Genomic DNA, 17,875 nt, shown 5'->3' on the forward strand with positions numbered 1-17,875 from the left:
TCTTGGCGAACGCGTCGCGTAGCTCATCCGCCGCGTTCTCCGCGATGCGCCTCACATCGGTGTCGGCTGACTGCTGTCTCGCATCCATCGGACTGCCTCGCTTTTCCGCCGTCGCTGTGTGTACTGCCAGCGTTGCCCTCCGGTGCGTAGGCTCAACAGGGGTAGCCGAGTGACAACCAACGGGTCACAAAGGAGCGTTGAGCTATGGCGATGGCTTACGGCGAATGGCTCAAGGAGCAGCGGGAGAAAGCCGGGCTGACGCAACAGGTTCTTGCCAACGCAGCGACCATGACTCGTAGCCACATCGCCCACATCGAAGCTGGCCGGCGGTGGCCGTCGGAAGAGGACGCGCGGCAACTGGACAGAGCCCTGAACACGGGAAACGTCTTATCCAGCTTCCTTCCCACGGGGGACGGCGCGCCTGTCGCCGACTACTTCGAGAACGCCAAGCAGCTCGAACAACAGGCATCGATGATCCGAGAGTTCGCACTCTCGTACGTGCCGGGCATCCTCCAAACGGAGGCGTACGCCCACGCAGCTTTCCGAGCGGGCTTCCCTCCCATGAGCGAGGAAACGCGTGACAGGGCCGTTGTCACACGCCTCAAACGCGGGCACATACTTGCCGACCCAGTGACGCCGATCGTCTGGGCGCTGTTGGATGAGGCGGTGCTAAGGCGTCCGATCGGCGGGCCAGCGGTCATGGCGGAACAGCTCATGCACCTCGTCGACTTGGCGGACAGCACCCGTATCCGTGTACACGTGTTCCCGTTCGGCGTTGGGGCGCATTCCCTGCTCCAAAGCATGGTCACGCTCATGTGGTTCGAAGACCAACCCCCGATCGCCTACGTTGAGGGGCTCCATACGGGCAAGGTCCACGACAGTCCGGCGCTAGTGGAACGGTTCCAGGGCGCCTACGATCTTGCGTTAGGCGACGCGTTGCCGCTCAAAGAGTCACTTGCCCTCTTGAGGCAGACAGCGAAGGACTTCGGACACGATGAACAGTGAGCACATCGCCCCCAAGGCATCCACGCTGACCGGTTGGCGGAAGTCCAGCTACAGCGGCTCGGACCAAGGGAGCTGCGTTGAAATCGCGGACGGCTACGCCGACGTTCCGGTACGCGACTCGAAAGATCCCCATGGGCCCGCCCTGCTGTTCGCTGCCGACGCGTGGTCTGCGTTCGTCGCGGGTGTGCGTGCCGGAGACTTCCCCGCCATCGACTGACACCAGCAACGCCGCGTCAGCCCAGGCATCGCCATCTGTCGGGGCTGACGCATGTTGATCGGCTGCGGGTTGCTTCACCGGATGATCAGACCCGTGGAGACCGGGCGGCTCCGAGACTTTAAGGTCTGCTGATCAGTGGGGCCCCTCCGAGAGCAAGACAGGGGGCCCAGTGGGACCAAAGGCGTTCTGAGGAGCCTGCGGCCCCACATTCGCCGACAGCTTACGGACCCCCTGTCATGCTCTCGCCCCACAGACCACCAGACCTCAAACTCTCTCCACCGCCCTCCGCCGCGAGTCGTCTGCGGCCTTGGCAATCCAACCCAAAAATCGCCAAAGCCGCAGGTCAGAGGGTTTATTGACCTCCTGGCCGGGTAGAGTAGGTATAGAGCTAGTACCTGGGCAGCATTTCGAAACACACCCCCTCCGCCCCCGTCCCCCTCCGCTCAGACCCCGGGGAACTCGCCGTCCCCGACCGCCGGCCGCGAACGACCGCCAGGCGCCGGCGGTGAAGAGCAGGGCGGGCCCCTGCGGGTCCTTGGAGCCGCGGACGGCCGTTCCCGTACCGCTCCACAGCACTATCGCCGCGCTTGGCCCACGTGTCCGCCAGGTTTTCCAGGTAGATCATCGGCTTGAGTGCGAACCGCTCCGGAAATTGGATGACGAAGAACGACCCGTTCATCCCCGGGTGGGCGCCGGCGCGGAACGGCAGCATCTGCACGTTCACATGGGGCCGGGCCTCGGCCACGTCGATGCTGCCGAGCTATTTGTGGGCCGCCAGGCCCGTGGACAGTCGATTGCGAAGCCCCACCCCGGAGGGCCCGGCGCCCGACCCGCTACCGGCCCGCACTGTCCGCGCGGCGACGCGCGTCGCGTAAAGCGTTACCCCCGCCACTCCCGCCAGCGCCGCACCACCGAACGCCGCCGTCCCGCCCCACCCCACGGAGTGATAGGCGGAAGCGCCGAGAGTTCCGCCGACGCTGTTGCCCACGTAGTACGCCGTCAGGTACAGCGCCGAAGCCTGCGCACGCCCCGTCGTCGCCGTGCGGCTCACCGCCGACGACGCCACGGAGTGGCCGGTGAAGAACCCACCGGTGATCAGTACGAGTCCGGCCAGGACCAGCACCAGCGACGACGAAAGGCTCAGCAGCAGCCCGCTCCCCGCCAGGGCGACCGCGACGTAGAGCGCACCCCGCCGGCCGACCCGGCCGAGCAGCACGCCGGAACCCGCCGATGCCGCCGTCCCGACCAGGTACACCAGGAAGATCAGACCCACCGCCGTCTGCGAGAGCCCGAACGGGGAAGCCATCAGCCGATACCCCAGCACGGTGTAGACCGCGCCGAACACGGCCATGAAGAGCAGGCCGATCACGTAGAGCCGCCGCAGCAGCGGGTTGGACAGATGGCCGGTGACGGTGCGCCACAGGGCGCGCGGGTTGACCGGCCCGGGCTGGAAGTTCCGGGCCGCCGGCACCAGCAGGCGGAACGCGACCGCGCAGGCCAGTGCGACGAGCCCGACGACGAAGAGTGCCGTGCGCCAGCCGAGCGCCTGCGAGACCGCTCCGGAGAACACCCGCGAGCTCATGCCGCCGATGCTGTTGCCGGCCACGTACAGGCCGATCGCGGAGGCCACCGCCTTGGGGTGGATCTCCTCGGCGAGGTACGCCATGGCTGTCGCGGGGAGCCCGGCCAGGGCCGCGCCCTGGATGGCGCGCAGAACGACGAGCGTGGTGAGGTCCGGGGCGAACGGGATCACGAGCGCCAGCAGCACGGCGCTGAAGACGGAGGCGGTCATGACCGCCGTGCGCCCGTACTTCTCGCTGAGCGCGCTCACCGGCAGCAGCGCGATGGCGAGGGCGCCGGTGGTGGCGGTGACCGTCAGGCTCGCCTGCGCCGGGGTCAGCGCGAGGTCGGCGGAGATCGCGGGGAGCAGCGCCTGCGTGGAGTAGAGGAGCGCGAACGTCGCCAGTCCGGCGGCGAAGAGCGCGAAGTTGGCGCGGCGGTAGCCGGGGCTGCCGGGGCTCAGCTTGAGGGCGTGCTCGGCGGTGGTGTCGGGGGACGACGGAGTGAAGGCGCCCGCGCGCGGTGCGGCGGACGCCTCCGTATCGGCGGGAGGCATGCCCTGAATCTAGGCCCGCACTATTTATGCGTCCAATGCACAGACGGTGCATAATTGATGCTGTGGAGCATCAACGCAGCTCAGCGGGGCGCCTGTCACCGTCCCGCAACGGAAAAGACATCTCTCCGGCGGGCCTCGACAGCGAGTCCTGGGCCGCGGTGCTGGCGCCCCGCCTCGCCCAGTTCGCCGCCGTGGCGCGGCACGAGCACGTGACCCGCGCCGCGCAGCAACTCGGTATGCCGCAGTCGACGTTGAGTCGGGCGATGGTCCGGCTGGAGCACGACCTGGGGGTCGCGCTCTTCGCCCGCCGGGGTCGCAACGTCCGGCTGACCCGCGCCGGTCACACCTTCCTGGCGTCGGCCGAGCGGGCGCTCGGCGAGGTCGAGCGGTCCGCCGAGGCGGTACGGGTGGACGCCGACCCGCACACCGGCAAGGTCGCCTTCGGCTTCCTGCACACGCTCGGGTCCGAGACGGTCCCGTCGCTGCTGCGGGACTTCCGCGCGGACTATCCGCGCGTGCAGTTCCAGCTCGTCCAGAACTACGCCGAGGCGATGCTGGAGCGGCTGCGCGCCGGCGAACTCGACCTGTGCCTGACGTCGCCGCCGCCCGACGCCCCGGACCTGGTGGTGCGGCGGCTCGACGAGCAGCGGCTGAGTCTGGTGGTCCCCGCCGACCACCGGCTCGCGACCCGTAAGCGGGTCCGCCTCGACGAGGCCGCGGGCGATCTGTTCGTCGCCCTCGAACCGGGGTACGGACTGCGGCGGATCACCGACGACCTGTGCGCCGAGGCGGGGTTCGTACCGCGCCTGGCGTTCGAGGGCGAGGAGGCGGAGACGCTGCGCGGCCTGGTCGCGGCGGGGCTGGGCGTGGCCCTGCTCCCGCCGCCGGCGGTACCGCGGCCCGGGGTGGTGGAGCTGACGGTCTCGGCGCCACGCGCGGTCCGCTATATCGGGGTGGCGTGGCTGGACGGGCACCCGGACACGGCGCCGGTGGCGGCGTTCAAGAAGTTCCTGCTGTCACGGCGGGGGCAGTTGCTGCCGCGGTGAACAGAAGTGCGGGCGCCGGGGGCCCTGCACTCTCCAACGCGAGCGCGCAGCGTTCAGCGGTGCGACGTCAGTCCGAACCCCGACGCCAGCGGCATCCGCAGACCCAGCGGCGGCGGAGCCGCCAGTGCGTCGGCGATCGGGCGGGCGAAGGGGCGGCCCAGCAGGGCGCCTAAGGCGAAGTCGGTGGTCAGAGCGGAGATTTCGGCGCGGTGCTGGTGGAGGCTATGGCCGTCGGTGTGGACCTCGAAGCGGCAGACGTCGCGGTTGACCTTCTTCGCGCGTTCCGCGAGGAGGTAGGAGAGTTCGGGATCGGTGGCGAAGTCGTCGGTGCCGTGCGCCATGAGGACCTTGCGCCCGATGAGCTGCTTCACCGGATCGGGTTCCTCCCCGGGCGGCAGCCAGGGGGAGAGCGCGACGACGGAGTTGACGGCCGGGTGGCCCGCGGCGTGCAGGGCCGCGCGGGCGCCCATGTCCATGCCGACGAGGCAGACCGGGACGTCGCCGTAGCGGCGGACGACCTCGCCGACGGCCCATTCGGCGTCCGCCGCCGGATGGGCGTTGCCGCCGTTCCAGCCGCGGTAGCGGTAGTGGACGACGTGGGCCGCGAGACCGTCGGGCCTGCCCTCCCGCACGAGGTGGCGGGCGAGCGGCCGCACGAGGGCGGCGGCCAGGGAGGAGGGGCGCCGGGTGCTGGTGGGATCACCGCCGGGAAGGACGAGGGCGACGGCGCGGACCGTCTCTCCGGTCTCGCGCCGCGGGGCGGGAACGAGTCCCGGCGCGATCGGCCGGCCGAGCCGGGCACCTCGCGCCGTCAGTGCTTGCGAAGCCATGGCCCAACGATGGCAGACGGAAGGGTGTGGACTACATGTCCGTGCGGAAAATATTCCGCCCCGAGAGGTGATCTACGCGCGTAGGCGGTATCGTTCGTGGATGCAGAGCCAGAAAACGAGCACCCCGACCCCGGACCAGATCCGTCGCGCGCCCAAGGTGCTCCTCCACGACCACCTCGACGGCGGGCTGCGCCCCGGCACGATCGTCGACCTCGCCCGCGCCATCGGCTACGCCGGTCTGCCCGAGTCCGATCCGGACAAGCTCGGCACCTGGTTCCGCGAGGCCGCCGACTCCGGCTCCCTGGAGCGGTACCTGGAGACGTTCGCCCACACCTGCGCGGTCATGCAGACCCGCGAGGCGCTGGTGCGGGTCGCCGCCGAGTGTGCCGAGGACCTCGCGGCCGACGGTGTCGTCTACGCGGAGATCCGCTACGCCCCCGAGCAGCACCTCGAAGCCGGACTGACCCTCGAAGAGGTCGTCGAAGCGGTCAACGAGGGCTTCCGCGAGGGCGAGCGCCGGGCACGTGAGGACGGCAACCGCATCCGTGTCGGCGCGCTGCTGACCGCGATGCGGCACGCGGCCCGCTCGCTGGAGATCGCCGAACTCGCCAACCGCTACCGCGAGCTCGGCGTCGTCGGCTTCGACATCGCGGGTGCCGAGGCGGGCTTCCCGCCCACCCGGCACCTGGATGCCTTCGAGTACCTCAAGCGGGAGAACAACCACTTCACGATCCACGCGGGCGAGGCATTCGGCCTGCCCTCGATCTGGCAGGCGCTGCAGTGGTGCGGCGCCGACCGGCTCGGGCACGGCGTGCGCATCATCGACGACATCCAGGTCGCCGAGGACGGTGCGGTCAAGCTGGGCCCGCTCGCGAGCTACGTCCGCGACAAGCGGATCCCGCTGGAGATGTGCCCGACGTCCAACCTGCAGACGGCGGCGGCCCCCTCGTACGCCGAGCACCCCATCGGGCTGCTGCGCCGGCTGCACTTCCGGGTCACGGTGAACACCGACAACCGGTTGATGAGCGGCACGAGCATGAGCCGTGAATTCGACCACCTGGTCGAGGCGTTCGAGTACTCCCTCGATGACCTGCAGTGGTTTACGGTCAATGCGATGAAATCAGCATTCATCCCTTTCGATGAACGTCTCGCGATGATCAATGACGTAATCAAGCCGGGATACGCCGAGCTGAAGGCCGAGTGGCTGTTCCAGCAGGCCGTCGTCACACCGGCGCTGGCCAGCGGTTCTGCCGCGGCGCGGGGCTGATCGAAAAGCCTGCGGGCGTGGCCGTGACCCCCGGGTTACGGCCACGCCCGCACGTGTTTCCCCCGCTTGCACCCTTCGTGATGTCATGACTACGTTCCGGAGCCATGACGACCCGAACCATGAAGACTCTTGGCGCCGCCGCTCTCGGCGTCGCCTTCGCCGCCGCTGCCGCAGGCTCCGCCTCGGCCGCCGCCTCCCTCCCGGCCGTGGACGCCCTCGGTACCGCGGGCTCCGTGCTCGACCAACTGCCGGTCGGCTCGGTCGCCAACACCCTGCCCGGCCTCGGCCAGGCCACCGAGTCCACCAAGACCCTGCTCACCGGCAAGGGCTCCACGCTGCCGGAAGCCCAGAAGGACCCGGTCGGCGGCCTCCTCGGCGGTCTGCCCACCAAGGGTCTGCCCACCAAGGGCCTGCCCACCAAGGGTCTGCCGACCGGCCCGGTGTCCAGCAACGCACTGCCCGGCGGCCTGCTCGGCTGACCGTAGGCACCCGGCCCGCCCGGCGCACCCCGCGCGTCGGGCGCGCACCCACGCGACCGAGACGCGGCGACGGGCCGTACCCTGCCTTCCCGGCGGGGTACGGCCCGTCGCTCTTGCTACGCTCCGCGCGTGCACATTCCTCGGAGAACCGCCGCATTCGCGCTGCTCGCGCCCCTGTTGCTGGTCGCGGCCTGCGGCGGATCGTCCGGCGGCGGCAAGGCGGGCGCCTCCACCGGGCCGACCGCGAGCACGCCCGCGGCGCTGCCCGCGGGCACCGCGCTGGAGCGGACGGCTCTGGTGCCGGGGGACGCGGCGGGCTTCACGGTCACGGCGGGCGATCCGAACGCCGTCGCGAGCGGGGGGACGGCCTCCGACAAGCGCCAGTGCCAGCCGCTCGCCGACCTGCTGTCCGGCGTCGCGCCGACGGGGGCGAAGGAGACGGTGGTCAGGACGCTCATCCCGGCCGGGCAGAAGGGTCCGGGCCCGAGCGTGATCGTCACGCTCAGCCGCTACGCCGGCGGCGGAGCGCACCAGCGGATCGCGACGCTGCGTACCGCGGTGCACGCGTGCGCGTCGGGGTTCCGGCCGGTCATCGAGGGCGTAACGGGGGTGCCCGTGGCGGTCGCCACCCGGCCCGCGCTCGCCCTGGGTGACGAGGACCTGCGGTTCGCCCTCGGTTTCGCGGCGGGCGGCAAGGGCGCCCGGCAGGACTTCGTCGTGATCCGCACCGGCGAGACCGTCAGCGTCTTCCACGGCGGGAACCTCACCCTCGCCGAGAGCTACGACGTCCCGCGGCCGGTGGTGACCGCGCAGCTGAAGAAGCTGGGCGCGCCGGTCACCAAGCGGCGGTAGCGGACTTCTCCGCGGACGCCGGCCGGTCCGCGGACGCCGCACCTCCCAGCCGTGGCTGGGGGAGGACCAGGGTGCTCATCTCGTACTCCTCGGGAAGGTCGGCGGCCGGAGGGTTCCGGTGTTCCGATGTCTCCACGCTACGAGCACGTACCGAGACGAATGTCGCTCTACGGGGCGATCCCGACCCTGGTAGTCCGCGGGGACGACCCCTGAGACCGGGCCTGGGGTCCTGGCCGGGTGCGGGCGCCGGCCCCGCGCCGCCGCAGCAGACGCCGGGCCGCCGGGACGACCGCCAGATAGGCCAGCGCGACGCCGGCCGTGTTCAGCAGCAGCGCGTCGATGTCGAAGATCTGGCCCGGCACCACCGTCTGCAGGAACTCCACGGAGAGCGACACCATCAGTCCGGCGAAGACCGTCCGGGCGAACGACCCGACCCCCGGGGTGCGGATCCGCCCGCCCGTCATCGGCAGCAGGAAGCCGAGCGGGGCGAGCAGCACCAGTCCCGCGAGGAGTCGGCGGGCGGCCTCGAAGGGGCTCATGGCCAGGTCGGCGCGGATGGTGCCGAGCGGGCGCAGATTGGGCGCCGCGACCCAGGGAACGTAGTGCGGCCGCAGCATCAGCCATCCGACGAAGGTCAGATGCACGGCGGTGAGCGCCAGGCCCATCGCGCGTGCCTTCAGGATCGGAGCTTCAGGCTGCACGAGGGGAATGACGCCATTCACTTCACGACGGTTCCCGCCGTGTCCGCCGCTTCCGGCCGGGTGCGCAGCGCCGACGTGCACCCGTAGCGCTTGATGTGGTCCTCGGGGTTCGGACCGCCGAGCAGCACCGTGTGGTCCGCCGTGCCCACCCCGGGCGCCGCCTCGAAGGTGCACACCAGCTGGGCCAGGGCGAAGGACGGCAGTTCGTCCAGCGACAGGCTCAGCCGCAGCGCGTCCTTCGGATCACCCCGCAGGGGACCGGAGATGTCCAGGTTGCCCGGCACCTCGGTGGCGAACCCGGCCTCCGCCTCCGCGGCGGACGGCCGGCGCTGCAGCTGGCCCAGCAGCTCGTGGGCGGCGACCAGCCGGTCCGCCGGCGCCGGGCGCGCCAAGGCGCCGTCGGGGACGGTGAGGGTCCGTGTGACCTGCGCGGCGAGCGCGCTGCACACCAGGTACACCTTCACGACGGTGGTGCCGGGCGTCTCCGACGGGACGGCCGCACTGGGCGCGGCGCACGACACGCGGGTGGGCGCGGGCCCCGCGTCCACCGGCACGGTGGTCGTGCGGATGCCGCAGCCGCAGGTGGCGGCGGTGACGAGGGCCGCGAGCAGCGCGGCGGTGCGGAGCGTGCGGGCCCGCGAGGAGCGGGCGCCGGTTCTCAGGAGGGATGTCAGGGTCGTCACGGTCGGCCGCCGTCCTCGTCGCCCTCGGGCAGCGCCTCGGCGGGCCGCACCGGCAGGTACAGGGTGAAGACGGCCCCGCCGTCGGGGGCGTTCGCGGCGGTGATGTCACCGTCGTGGATGTGCGCGTTCTCCATCGCGATCGACAGGCCGAGCCCGCTGCCCTCCGAACGGGCGCGCGAGGCGTCCGCCTTGTAGAACCGGTCGAAGACATGCGGCAGCACGTCCTCGGGAATGCCGGGGCCGTTGTCCGCGACGGTGATGACCAGCTGGTCGTCGGTGGTCCGCATCGAGACCCGGACCGGGGAGCCGCCGTGCTTGAGCGCGTTCCCGATCAGGTTCGCCATGATCACGTCGAGCCGGCGCGGGTCGAGGCGGACGAAGACGCCGCGCGGCGCGTCCAGCTCGACGGAGTCCAACCAGGCCCGCGCGTCCATGCACGCGGTCACCATGTCGGCCACGTCGACCTCGTCGAGCAGCAGTCGGGCGGTGCCCGCGTCGAAGCGGGTGACCTCCATCAGGTTCTCCACCAGCTCGTTGAGCCGGCGGGTCTCGCTGACCACCAGGCGCACGGCGGGCGCGATCATCGGGTCGAGGGAGTCGGCCTCGTCCTCCAGCACCTCCGTCACGGCGGTGATCGCGGTGAGCGGGGTGCGCAGCTCGTGCGACATGTCGGCGACGAAGCGGCGGCTGGCCGCCTCCCGTGCGCTCAGCTCCTCCACCCGCGTCTCCAGCGCCTCCGCCGCCTTGTTGAACGTCCTGGACAGCTCGGCGAGTTCGTCCGTGCCCGATACCTTCAGCCGGGTGCCCAGCCGGCCCTCGCCGAGCTGCTGCGCCGCGACGCCGAGCCGCTGGACGGGCCGCAGCACCGTCGAGGCGGCGGCCTGGGCCAGCAGGGCGGAGCCGATCAGCGCGAGCATCGTGGCGATCCCCAGTGACCAGGCGAGGGAGTTGAGGTCCTTGCGCTCGGCGTCCAGCGACTTGAGCATGTAGCCGGTCGGGCCGTCGTCCATGATCTTCGCGCCGGCCACCAGGTACGGGGTGCCGTGCAGCGAGATCCGCAGCCAGTGCAGGTGGTACTTGTTGTCCTGTTGCTTGTGCCGCGTGTTCACCGCGTCCTGCAGCGCCTTCGGCACGTCGTCCAGGGTGAAGACGTCCCGGGCGGACGGTGCCGCGCACGGCCCGTTGTCCGGGGTCTTGTCGATCAGCAGGACCGCGTACTGGCCGGGTCCGCCCATCTCGTCGGCGGCGTTCTTCAGCCCCTCGCACGGCGGGTTGACCGGCAGCGAGGCGGCGTTGCGCTGCAGCGAGTCGCGGAAGTCGTTGAGCGCGGAGTTCTGCGCACGGGTCAGCACGGCGTCACGGTTCAGCCAGTACGCGATCCCGGACGCCGACACCGCGGCCGTCAGCGCCACCGCGGCGAACACCGCGACCAGCCGCAGCCGCAGGCTGGTCCAGCGCAGCATGCCGGAGGCCCAGCCGAAGAACCGGTCGGTCACTGCGGCGTGTCCAGGCGGTAACCGACACCACGGACCGTACGGATGAGGGTCGGTGACGACGGAACGTCCTCGATCTTCGCGCGCAGCCGCTGCACACAGGCGTCGACCAGCCGCGAGTCCCCGAGGTAGTCGTGCTCCCACACCAGCCGCAGCAACTGCTGCCGTGACAGGGCCTGGCCGGGGCGGCGGCTCAGCTCCAGCAGCAGCCGCAGCTCGGTCGGCGTCAGCTGCAGATCCTCGCCCTCCTTCGTCACCGTCATCGCCGAACGGTCGATCACGATGGAGCCGAAGGCCGCGGAGTCCGTGCTGTCGCGCTCACCGCGGCGCAGCACGGCGCGGATCCGGGCGTCGAGCACCCGGGGCTGGACGGGCTTGATGACGTAGTCGTCGGCCCCCGACTCCAGTCCCACCACGACGTCGATGTCGTCGCTGCGGGCGGTCAGCAGGATGATCGGCAGCTGGTCGGTCCGCCGGATGCGACGGCACACCTCGAAGCCGTCGATGCCCGGCAGCATCACGTCCAGCACGATCAGGTCGGGACGCTGCTCCTTGAGCAGTTTCAGGCCGTCCTCGCCCGTCGCAGCGGCGACCACACGGTGGCCCTGGCGGGACAGGCCGAGTTCGAGGCCGGTACGGATGGCGTCGTCATCCTCGATAAGCAACAGGAAAGGCACGCCGGTCATTGTGGCCTACCGGAAGCCCTTGTAACGAGCACGGGGGGATCTCACCTCGCTGATCGCCCTCCGGCGCCACCTTGCGCGTGCCGGAAGTCTCTGTGACGGGCCTGTGACACTTGGCGGACAGCGCCATGAAACTGGCCCGGCAGTCTTATGGACCTCGGCAGGCATCCACACGGAGACCGACGCCGAATATCACCAAGACGGTTCCACCGACGGGGGCGCGACATGAACGCACTGCACAGCACCACCACCGCAGTCCTTCAGCCGCGCCAGCACACCGCCGGCCGGAACGACGGTAAGTCCGGTGCCGCGAGCGGACGGGGGTGCGCTCGCGGCACCGGACGGCAGACGGCGCAGAGCACCGGCCAGGTGATCCGCAACCGTCCGCCGTACATGACGGCGATCGACGGCGGCGCCGCACCGGCCGCCGCGGTCACGGCCACGATTCCGGCACCGCGCCACGACAGCCTGGCGGAGGCGGAGTTCACCGCCTACGTCAAGGAGCGCCGCGCCTCCCTCTACGCCACCGCCTACCACCTGACCGGTGACCGCTACGAGGCTGAGGACCTGCTGCAGAGCGCGCTGTTCTCCACCTACCGCGCCTGGGACCGGATCAGCGACAAGGCGGCCGTCGGCGGCTACCTGCGCCGCACCATGACCAACCTGCACATCAGCGCCTGGCGCCGCCGCAAGCTCAACGAGTACCCGACCGAGGAACTGCCGGAGACGGTCGGCGAGTCGGACGCGATGGGCGGCACCGAACTGCGCGCCGTGCTGTGGCAGGCGCTGGCCAAGGTTCCCGAGACCCAGCGCACCATGCTGGTGCTCCGCTACTACGAGGGCCGCACCGACCCGGAGATCGCCGACATCCTCGGCATCAGCGTCGGCACGGTCAAGAGCAGCATCTGGCGCTCGCTGCGCCGGATGCGCGAGGACGAGGCGCTCAGCTTCGGCCGCGACGAGGAGGAGTCGTTCGGCGAGCTGGTGGCCTGACGATCCGGACCGTCCACAGAACGCCGGTCGGGGGACCGGTTGGGGGGGCACGGGGGAACGGGGAACGGGGGAAAACCGGGGGGTACGGGGGAATACCGCGGTCGGGGGAGCGCGGTGGGTGCGGGGTCGGACAGTCCGGGGGGACTGCCTGGCCCCGCACCTTTGTGTGTGGGCTTGCGTACGGGCTTGCGTACGGGTTCGTACGTGGGGCCGGGGCCCGCCGTGCGTTTCGGTGGTGCGACGTGTGCGGGCCGCGGGGCCGCCGGCCTCCGTACGGTTCGTTCGGTTCGTTCGGTTACGCGTCCACGGGTATGTCGGCCGGTCGGTCCGACCGCCGCGGAGCGGAAGGCCGCCGTGGCAGCGCGGTGATCCGGCGCAGCGCCTCGTCCTGGCCGCACGGGTAGGCGCCCAGCGCCGTCTGCCGGGCGACGATCGCCCGCTCGCCGCGCATCAGCCGCCAGCCCCTGCGCACCAGGACCGTCACCGACTTGCGGCCCTCGGCCAGATCGCGCCGGAACCGCCGCCAGGCCGTGACGGCCGGTCGCCCGCGCAGGCACAGGGTGTCCGCCAGCAACCCCAGATCGCGGCACCGGTCGGTGATGTCCGCCGCGAAGATCCCCTCGGCGACGAAGACGGGGGAACCGGTCAGCTCGACATGGATCTCGCCGGTGATGGAGCTGGACGCGATGTCGTACTCGGGTACCGAGGCGCTCCCGGTGGCGCACAGCGTGCCGATCGCGGCGACCGCCGCGTCCGCGTCCCAGGACAGCGCCGAGTCCCAGTCCGTGCCGGCGCCGTGCGGCAGCTGGGGGAGGGTCGGGTCGTCGTGCTCTTTGTAGAAGTCGTCGAGGTGCAGCACGGGCAGACCGGTGCGGGCGGCCAGGGACGACTTGCCGGACCCGGAGGGCCCGGTCAGCAGGATCACGCGGGCGGCGGGGAGGGTGCCGGGCAGAGAGGAACTCACGAGACACCAGTGTGCGGCATTACGCCGTGCGGGTGACCCACCGGTCGCGGATTTGGACGGTCTGTGCGCGTCCGACTACGTTGGGTGGCCGAGTGGTGACCTTCGCGGTGTCGCGCCGTGAAGTGTCCCGTCGGGCGCGTCTCCGCGCCGCGTTCCCACCCGATCTCCGCACTCCCTATGCCAAGCAGGTGGCCATGTCGCACCACGCCCGTCCGAAGCGGAACTCCTTGCTGCGCGTCGCGGCCACCGTCACCGTCACGGCGGCCGCCGCCCTTGTGGCGAGCGGCTCGGCCTCGGCGAGCACGGCGGCGCCGGCCCTCACCGACGCCGCCCTCGGGGCCGATTCGGCCCTCGGAACGACGCTGGGCACCCATTCGGCCCTGGGCGCGGCGCTCGGGCCCATCAAGCATCTGGCGCTCAACCCGCTGGCGCACACCGGCACGGACCCGCTGGACAACGTCGTCACGCCGCAGGTGGCGGACTTCAAGCCGGTGTCGACGGGCGCCCTGACCGGGCCGCTCGCCGACGGGGACTCGCTGTCAGAGCTGCCGCTCCTGGGCCAGGTGTCCGAGCTCCTGCCCGGCTGAGGAACCCGCGTCCGCGTCCGCCGTTCCGGTCCTGGCCCTCGGCACGGCCGCGACCGGGATCGCGATGCCTATCGAGGCCTTCGCGACGGCCACTTCGACGTGCCGGGTCTCGGAGTTGTCGGGGCACAGGCAGCTGGTGTCGGCGGCCTCCGCGATGTACAGCAGCGCGTAGCGGAGCTCCTGGGGGTCGCCGGAGCGGACCGCGCGCAGCAGGGTGCGGACGACGCGGGTGGCGTCGACCGCGCGGTGCACGACCCGTGCGGCGGCTCCGAGCGCGGTGAGGGACATCAGCGCGATCCAGACGGTGGCGTCGCCGTCATGGATCCACAGGTCGCGCAGGAGCACCAGAGCCAGGCCGAGGAGCGTCAGGCCACCGAACGAGACGCCGTCGCGGAGGGCCAGTTTCCGTAGGACGGAAACCCGCCACCAGGGCGAGTCGTGGAAGTCCGGCGGCAGATGGAGCCGCCGGGCCAGCAGCCGGTCGAGGGGCCGGGCCAGCGACAGCACCGGGTCGCCGGGCGGCGGCTCGGGCCGCTCCGGCGTCGTGACGGCGGCGGGGACCGCTTCCGAGGGCCGCCAGTGGCGGCTCCACCGCAGCTGCCCGAGGGCGAAGCCCACCGCGCTCACCAGCAGTCCTGCGGCGTAGAGGCCGCCGAGGATCGGGAGGCTGTCGGTGTCGAAGGCGTTGCCGCGCAGCGGCCGGGGCAGGGCGATGACATCGAGGGAGTCACCACGCCGGTACTGCCGGTCGTCCGCCCGGATGCAGTCGACCTCGGCGTCCCGGCGGGAGCCGTCCCAGGGGTCGGTCCAGCCGACACCGCAGTAGTCGTCTCCGGTGTTCGACGTGACATGGGCGGTGACGCGCTCACCGAACACGGCGATCGAGGCCACCGGCACGGCGCCGAGCAGCGCCAGGACGGCCAGGACGGCGCACCAGACCGGCAGGCGGGCCGGCAGAGCGCGCGGGGCCGGCCCGCCGGACGCGGGCGCCTCCAGGGCGGCCCGCAGGGCGTGGCTGTCCCCCCGGGCGGTCTCCACGCGCAGGCTGCCGCCCGACGGCGTCCGGTGGACGAGCGCGGTCCGCACGATCCGGCGGCCGGAGCCGGGCGCGGACCCGGCGCGGGCGTACAGGGTGCGCTCGAAGGTGCCGCCGGGCGGCAGCTCCAGCACCGGGCCCTCCGACGAGAGGAAGTACAACGGCCCACCGGGCAGTGCCACCAGCTCGCCGCGCTCGGAGGTGCTGGGCGGGGGCTCGTACGGGGCCTCTTCAGCGGGGTCGTACGGAGATCCGTCGGCGGGCCGGCGCGCGGGTGCGTCGACGCGGAGCCGGCCGCGGATCCGTATCGCCCGGCCCGCGGCGACCGCGCGGGCCTTGCGCCGCCCGAGCCACACCGGGACGGACGGCACCAGGAAGCACAGGAACGCGCTGATGGCGACGTAGGGAAGAACCCCGGTGAAGCCGTCCCACACAGGGATCCTCCGACAGTACGGGTGAACGGGTACCTCAAACGCAACACCCCCCGCGGGTCAAGACTGCCCCGCGAGGGGTGCCGGTGGGCGGAGACCTTGCTCACACATGACGTGTGAGGGCTGCTCACACGCCGATCGGATGCCAGACGGTCTTCGTCTCCAGGAACGCCGTCATGCGGTCGGTGCCCGGGTCGCCCGACCAGTCGCCGTCCTTCGCGCCGCGCGGGCGCAGGACGCGCTTGAGGTTGTCGGCCGCGGCGATCTGCAGCTCCTTCGCCAGCGCGCCGTCCGCGCCCGTCAGGTCGATCGCGTTGACGTCCTGGTGGGAGGCGAGCGACGGGGAGATCTCCGCCGTCCGCCCGGACAGGATGTTGACGACTCCGCCGGGCAGGTCCGAGGTGGCGAGCACCTCGCCCAGCGACAGCGCGGGCAGCGGCGACTTCTCGCTCGCCACGACGATCACCGTGTTGCCGGTCGCGATCGCCGGGGCGATCACCGAGACCAGGCCGAGGAACGACGACGCCTGGGGGGCGAGGACGACCACGACGCCGGTCGGCTCGGGGGTGGAGAGGTTGAAGAACGGCCCGGCGACGGGGTTGGCCCCGCCGACGATCTGGCCGATCTTGTCGGTCCAGCCCGCGTACCAGACCCAGCGGTCCACGGCCGCGCCCACCTGCGCCGCGGCCTTGACCTTCGAGACGCCCTCGCCGGCGGCGACCTCCGCGACGAACTGCTCGCGGCGCCCTTCCAGCATCTCGGCGACGCGGTAGAGCACCTGGCCCCGGTTGTACGCGGTCGCGCCCGACCAGCCGCCGAACGCCTTGCGGGCGGCCACGACCGCGTCCCGCGCGTCCTTGCGGGACGACAGCGGCGCGTTGGCGAGCCAGTCGCCCTTGGAGTCGGTCACCTCGTACACCCGCCCGCTCTCGCTGCGGGGGAACTTGCCCCCGACGTACAGCTTGTACGTCTTGAAGACGCTGAGCCGCTCGGACTTCTCGACCCTGCCGAGCTTCTCGTTCTTCTCAGTCTTCTCAGTCTTCTCAGACTTCTCGGACTTCTCAGACATCGAGGTACGCCTCCAGGCCGTGACGGCCGCCTTCGCGGCCGAAGCCCGACTCCTTGTAGCCGCCGAAGGGCGAGGTCGGGTCGAACTTGTTGAACGTGTTGGCCCAGACGACGCCCGCGCGGAGCTGGTTCGCCATCCACAGGATGCGCGAGCCCTTCTCCGTCCAGATGCCGGCCGACAGGCCGTACTGCGTGTTGTTGGCCTTCTCGACGGCTTCGGCGGGGGTGCGGAACGTCAGGACGGACAGCACCGGCCCGAAGATCTCCTCGCGGGCGATCCGGTGCGCCTGGGTCACGTTCGTGAAGAGCGTCGGACGGAACCAGTAGCCGGCGGACGGCAGGTCGCAGGACGGGGCCCAGCGGTCGGCGCCCTCGGCCTCGCCGGCCTCGGCGAGCTCGGTGATGCGGGCCAGCTGCTCGGCGGAGTTGATGGCGCCGACGTCGGTGTTCTTGTCGAGCGGGTCGCCGACGCGCAGGGTCTGCATACGGCGCTTGAGCGCGTCCAGCACCTCCTCCGCCACCGACTCCTGGACCAGGAGGCGGGAGCCGGCGCAGCAGACGTGCCCCTGGTTGAAGAAGATGCCGTTGACGATGCCCTCGACGGCCTGGTCGACGGGCGCGTCGTCGAAGACGATGTTGGCGGCCTTGCCGCCCAGCTCCAGCGTGACCTTCTTGTCCGTGCCGGCGATGGAGCGCGCGATGGCCTTGCCGACCTCCGTGGAACCGGTGAAGGCGACCTTGTTGACGTCGGGGTGCTCCACCAGCGCCGCGCCGGTGGCGCCGTCGCCCGTGATGATGTTGACGACGCCCTTGGGCAGCCCGGCCTGGCGGCAGATGTCCGCGAAGAACAGGGCGCTGAGCGGAGTCGTCTCGGCGGGCTTGAGCACCACCGTGTTGCCCGTGGCGAGCGCCGGGGCGATCTTCCACGCGAGCATCATCAGCGGGAAGTTCCACGGGATGACCTGGCCGGCCACGCCCAGCGGGCGCGGGCTCGCACCATAGCCGGCGTGGCTGAGCTTGTCGGCCCAGCCCGCGTAGTAGAAGAAGTGCGCGGCGACCAGCGGCAGGTCGGCGTCGCGGGTCTCGCGGATCGGCTTGCCGTTGTCCAGCGACTCCAGCACGGCCAGCTCGCGGGAGCGCTCCTGGATGATGCGGGCGATCCGGAACAGGTACTTGGCGCGCTCGGAGCCCGGCAGCGCGGACCACTTCGCGAACGCCCTGCGGGCGGCCTTCACCGCCCGGTCCACGTCCTCGGCCCCGGCCTGGGCGACCTCGGAGAGGACCTCCTCGGAGGAGGGCGAGACGGTCTTGAAGACCTTGCCGTCGGCGGACTCGCTGAACTCGCCGTCGATGAAGAGCCCGTACGACGGCGCGATGTCGACGACCGCGCGGGACTCGGGTGCGGGTGCGTATTCAAATGCCAT

At 71.4% G+C, this 17,875-nt stretch carries 19 protein-coding genes; 8 read left to right on the forward strand and 11 right to left on the reverse strand.

Annotation, left to right across the window (positions count from 1 at the left end; all coding sequences use genetic code 11):
• The first annotated feature begins 204 nt into the window (after positions 1 to 204).
• Positions 205 to 1,005, forward strand: a complete 801-nt coding sequence (locus M2266_RS22245; protein ID WP_277439755.1) for a helix-turn-helix transcriptional regulator — start codon at positions 205 to 207, stop codon at positions 1,003 to 1,005.
• Complete coding sequence (locus M2266_RS22250) at positions 995 to 1,222, forward strand: DUF397 domain-containing protein (protein ID WP_277439756.1); 228 nt, start codon at positions 995 to 997, stop codon at positions 1,220 to 1,222. Before M2266_RS22245 ends, M2266_RS22250 begins: the two co-directional genes overlap by 11 nt.
• A 388-nt stretch (positions 1,223 to 1,610) precedes the next feature.
• Here the strand turns inward: M2266_RS22250 and M2266_RS32405 are convergent, their stop codons facing one another.
• Together M2266_RS32405 and M2266_RS22255 are read right to left on the reverse strand one after the other, a co-directional pair.
• Positions 1,611 to 1,934 (reverse strand): hypothetical protein, encoded by a 324-nt coding sequence (locus M2266_RS32405; RefSeq protein ID WP_346780954.1) that lies wholly within the window; start codon positions 1,932 to 1,934, stop codon positions 1,611 to 1,613.
• Positions 1,935 to 1,982: 48 nt separating this feature from the next.
• Positions 1,983 to 3,338 carry an MFS transporter gene (locus M2266_RS22255; RefSeq protein ID WP_277439757.1) on the reverse strand — a complete coding sequence of 452 codons (1,356 nt, stop codon included), beginning with the start codon at positions 3,336 to 3,338 and terminating at the stop codon, positions 1,983 to 1,985.
• 62 nt (positions 3,339 to 3,400) lie between these two features.
• On the opposite strand from M2266_RS22255, the gene M2266_RS22260 reads away from it, so the two are divergent.
• A complete protein-coding gene (locus tag M2266_RS22260) occupies positions 3,401 to 4,384 on the forward strand; it encodes a LysR family transcriptional regulator (protein ID WP_277439758.1) in 984 nt (327 codons plus the stop codon).
• 53 nt (positions 4,385 to 4,437) lie between these two features.
• On the opposite strand, the gene M2266_RS22265 is transcribed toward M2266_RS22260, so the two are convergent.
• Positions 4,438 to 5,214 carry an alpha/beta hydrolase gene (locus tag M2266_RS22265; protein WP_277439759.1) on the reverse strand — a complete coding sequence of 259 codons (777 nt, stop codon included), beginning with the start codon at positions 5,212 to 5,214 and terminating at the stop codon, positions 4,438 to 4,440.
• A gap of 100 nt (positions 5,215 to 5,314) precedes the next feature.
• Here M2266_RS22265 and M2266_RS22270 point away from each other — a divergent pair, with 100 nt between their 5' ends.
• From M2266_RS22270 to M2266_RS22280, 3 genes are all read left to right on the forward strand, one after another.
• The gene (locus M2266_RS22270) at positions 5,315 to 6,481 is read left to right on the forward strand and encodes an adenosine deaminase (RefSeq protein ID WP_277439760.1); all 1,167 of its coding nucleotides are present in this window, start codon (positions 5,315 to 5,317) and stop codon (positions 6,479 to 6,481) included.
• A 104-nt stretch (positions 6,482 to 6,585) separates the two neighbouring features.
• On the forward strand, positions 6,586 to 6,960 hold the full coding sequence (locus tag M2266_RS22275) for an ATP-binding protein (RefSeq protein WP_277439761.1): 375 nt from the start codon (positions 6,586 to 6,588) through the stop codon (positions 6,958 to 6,960).
• Between the two features lie 129 nt (positions 6,961 to 7,089).
• Complete coding sequence (locus M2266_RS22280; protein ID WP_277439762.1) at positions 7,090 to 7,812, forward strand: hypothetical protein; 723 nt, start codon at positions 7,090 to 7,092, stop codon at positions 7,810 to 7,812.
• Between the two features lie 167 nt (positions 7,813 to 7,979).
• On the opposite strand, the gene M2266_RS22285 is transcribed toward M2266_RS22280, so the two are convergent.
• From M2266_RS22285 to M2266_RS22300, 4 genes are read right to left on the reverse strand one after another with little or no spacing between them, the layout of a single operon-like run.
• A complete protein-coding gene (locus tag M2266_RS22285; protein ID WP_346780921.1) occupies positions 7,980 to 8,513 on the reverse strand; it encodes a VanZ family protein in 534 nt (177 codons plus the stop codon).
• 17 nt (positions 8,514 to 8,530) lie between these two features.
• Complete coding sequence (locus M2266_RS22290; RefSeq protein ID WP_277439763.1) at positions 8,531 to 9,196, reverse strand: hypothetical protein; 666 nt, start codon at positions 9,194 to 9,196, stop codon at positions 8,531 to 8,533.
• The gene (locus M2266_RS22295) at positions 9,193 to 10,659 is read right to left on the reverse strand and encodes a HAMP domain-containing sensor histidine kinase (RefSeq protein ID WP_277441302.1); all 1,467 of its coding nucleotides are present in this window, start codon (positions 10,657 to 10,659) and stop codon (positions 9,193 to 9,195) included. The genes M2266_RS22290 and M2266_RS22295 overlap by 4 nt, the downstream gene beginning before the upstream one ends.
• A gap of 29 nt (positions 10,660 to 10,688) precedes the next feature.
• Entirely contained in the window at positions 10,689 to 11,366 is a 678-nt protein-coding gene (locus M2266_RS22300; protein WP_277439764.1) for a response regulator transcription factor, read from the reverse strand.
• A 231-nt stretch (positions 11,367 to 11,597) separates the two neighbouring features.
• On the opposite strand from M2266_RS22300, the gene M2266_RS22305 reads away from it, so the two are divergent.
• The gene (locus M2266_RS22305) at positions 11,598 to 12,365 is read left to right on the forward strand and encodes a SigE family RNA polymerase sigma factor (RefSeq protein WP_277439765.1); all 768 of its coding nucleotides are present in this window, start codon (positions 11,598 to 11,600) and stop codon (positions 12,363 to 12,365) included.
• Between the two features lie 295 nt (positions 12,366 to 12,660).
• Here the strand turns inward: M2266_RS22305 and M2266_RS22310 are convergent, their stop codons facing one another.
• Positions 12,661 to 13,329, reverse strand: coding sequence for an ATP-binding protein (locus M2266_RS22310; RefSeq protein WP_277439766.1), 669 nt, complete (start codon positions 13,327 to 13,329; stop codon positions 12,661 to 12,663).
• Between the two features lie 194 nt (positions 13,330 to 13,523).
• On the opposite strand from M2266_RS22310, the gene M2266_RS22315 reads away from it, so the two are divergent.
• Complete coding sequence (locus tag M2266_RS22315; protein ID WP_277439767.1) at positions 13,524 to 13,916, forward strand: hypothetical protein; 393 nt, start codon at positions 13,524 to 13,526, stop codon at positions 13,914 to 13,916.
• Here the strand turns inward: M2266_RS22315 and M2266_RS22320 are convergent.
• The 3 genes from M2266_RS22320 to M2266_RS22330 all read right to left on the reverse strand — a co-directional run bounded on the left by M2266_RS22320 (position 13,869) and on the right by M2266_RS22330 (position 17,875).
• Positions 13,869 to 15,386, reverse strand: coding sequence for a hypothetical protein (locus M2266_RS22320; RefSeq protein ID WP_277439768.1), 1,518 nt, complete (start codon positions 15,384 to 15,386; stop codon positions 13,869 to 13,871). The two genes, M2266_RS22315 and M2266_RS22320, sit on opposite strands and share 48 nt — an antisense overlap.
• A 124-nt stretch (positions 15,387 to 15,510) precedes the next feature.
• Positions 15,511 to 16,452, reverse strand: a complete 942-nt coding sequence (locus M2266_RS22325; RefSeq protein ID WP_277439769.1) for an aldehyde dehydrogenase family protein — start codon at positions 16,450 to 16,452, stop codon at positions 15,511 to 15,513.
• Positions 16,445 to 17,875: an aldehyde dehydrogenase family protein gene (locus tag M2266_RS22330; RefSeq protein ID WP_277439770.1), complete on the reverse strand. Its 1,431-nt coding sequence runs from the start codon at positions 17,873 to 17,875 to the stop codon at positions 16,445 to 16,447. Before M2266_RS22330 ends, M2266_RS22325 begins: the two co-directional genes overlap by 8 nt.

The sequence above is a fragment of the Streptomyces sp. SPB162 genome, from assembly GCF_029504575.1.
Lineage (GTDB): Bacteria > Actinomycetota > Actinomycetes > Streptomycetales > Streptomycetaceae > Actinacidiphila.

What these genes read in the sequence shown, in the direction of transcription:
- M2266_RS32405 (WP_346780954.1), bottom strand. Translation starts at nt 1,934, where the DNA reads ATGCTGCCGTTCCGCGCCGGCGCCCACCCGGGGATGAACGGGTCGTTC.
- M2266_RS22275 (WP_277439761.1), top strand. Translation starts at nt 6,586, where the DNA reads ATGACGACCCGAACCATGAAGACTCTTGGCGCCGCCGCTCTCGGCGTC.
- M2266_RS22270 (WP_277439760.1), top strand. Translation starts at nt 5,315, where the DNA reads ATGCAGAGCCAGAAAACGAGCACCCCGACCCCGGACCAGATCCGTCGC.
- M2266_RS22315 (WP_277439767.1), top strand. Translation starts at nt 13,524, where the DNA reads ATGTCGCACCACGCCCGTCCGAAGCGGAACTCCTTGCTGCGCGTCGCG.
- M2266_RS22325 (WP_277439769.1), bottom strand. Translation starts at nt 16,452, where the DNA reads ATGTCTGAGAAGTCCGAGAAGTCTGAGAAGACTGAGAAGACTGAGAAG.
- M2266_RS22245 (WP_277439755.1), top strand. Translation starts at nt 205, where the DNA reads ATGGCGATGGCTTACGGCGAATGGCTCAAGGAGCAGCGGGAGAAAGCC.
- M2266_RS22330 (WP_277439770.1), bottom strand. Translation starts at nt 17,875, where the DNA reads ATGGCATTTGAATACGCACCCGCACCCGAGTCCCGCGCGGTCGTCGAC.
- M2266_RS22305 (WP_277439765.1), top strand. Translation starts at nt 11,598, where the DNA reads ATGAACGCACTGCACAGCACCACCACCGCAGTCCTTCAGCCGCGCCAG.
- M2266_RS22255 (WP_277439757.1), bottom strand. Translation starts at nt 3,338, where the DNA reads ATGCCTCCCGCCGATACGGAGGCGTCCGCCGCACCGCGCGCGGGCGCC.
- M2266_RS22250 (WP_277439756.1), top strand. Translation starts at nt 995, where the DNA reads ATGAACAGTGAGCACATCGCCCCCAAGGCATCCACGCTGACCGGTTGG.
- M2266_RS22265 (WP_277439759.1), bottom strand. Translation starts at nt 5,214, where the DNA reads ATGGCTTCGCAAGCACTGACGGCGCGAGGTGCCCGGCTCGGCCGGCCG.
- M2266_RS22295 (WP_277441302.1), bottom strand. Translation starts at nt 10,659, where the DNA reads ATGCTGCGCTGGACCAGCCTGCGGCTGCGGCTGGTCGCGGTGTTCGCC.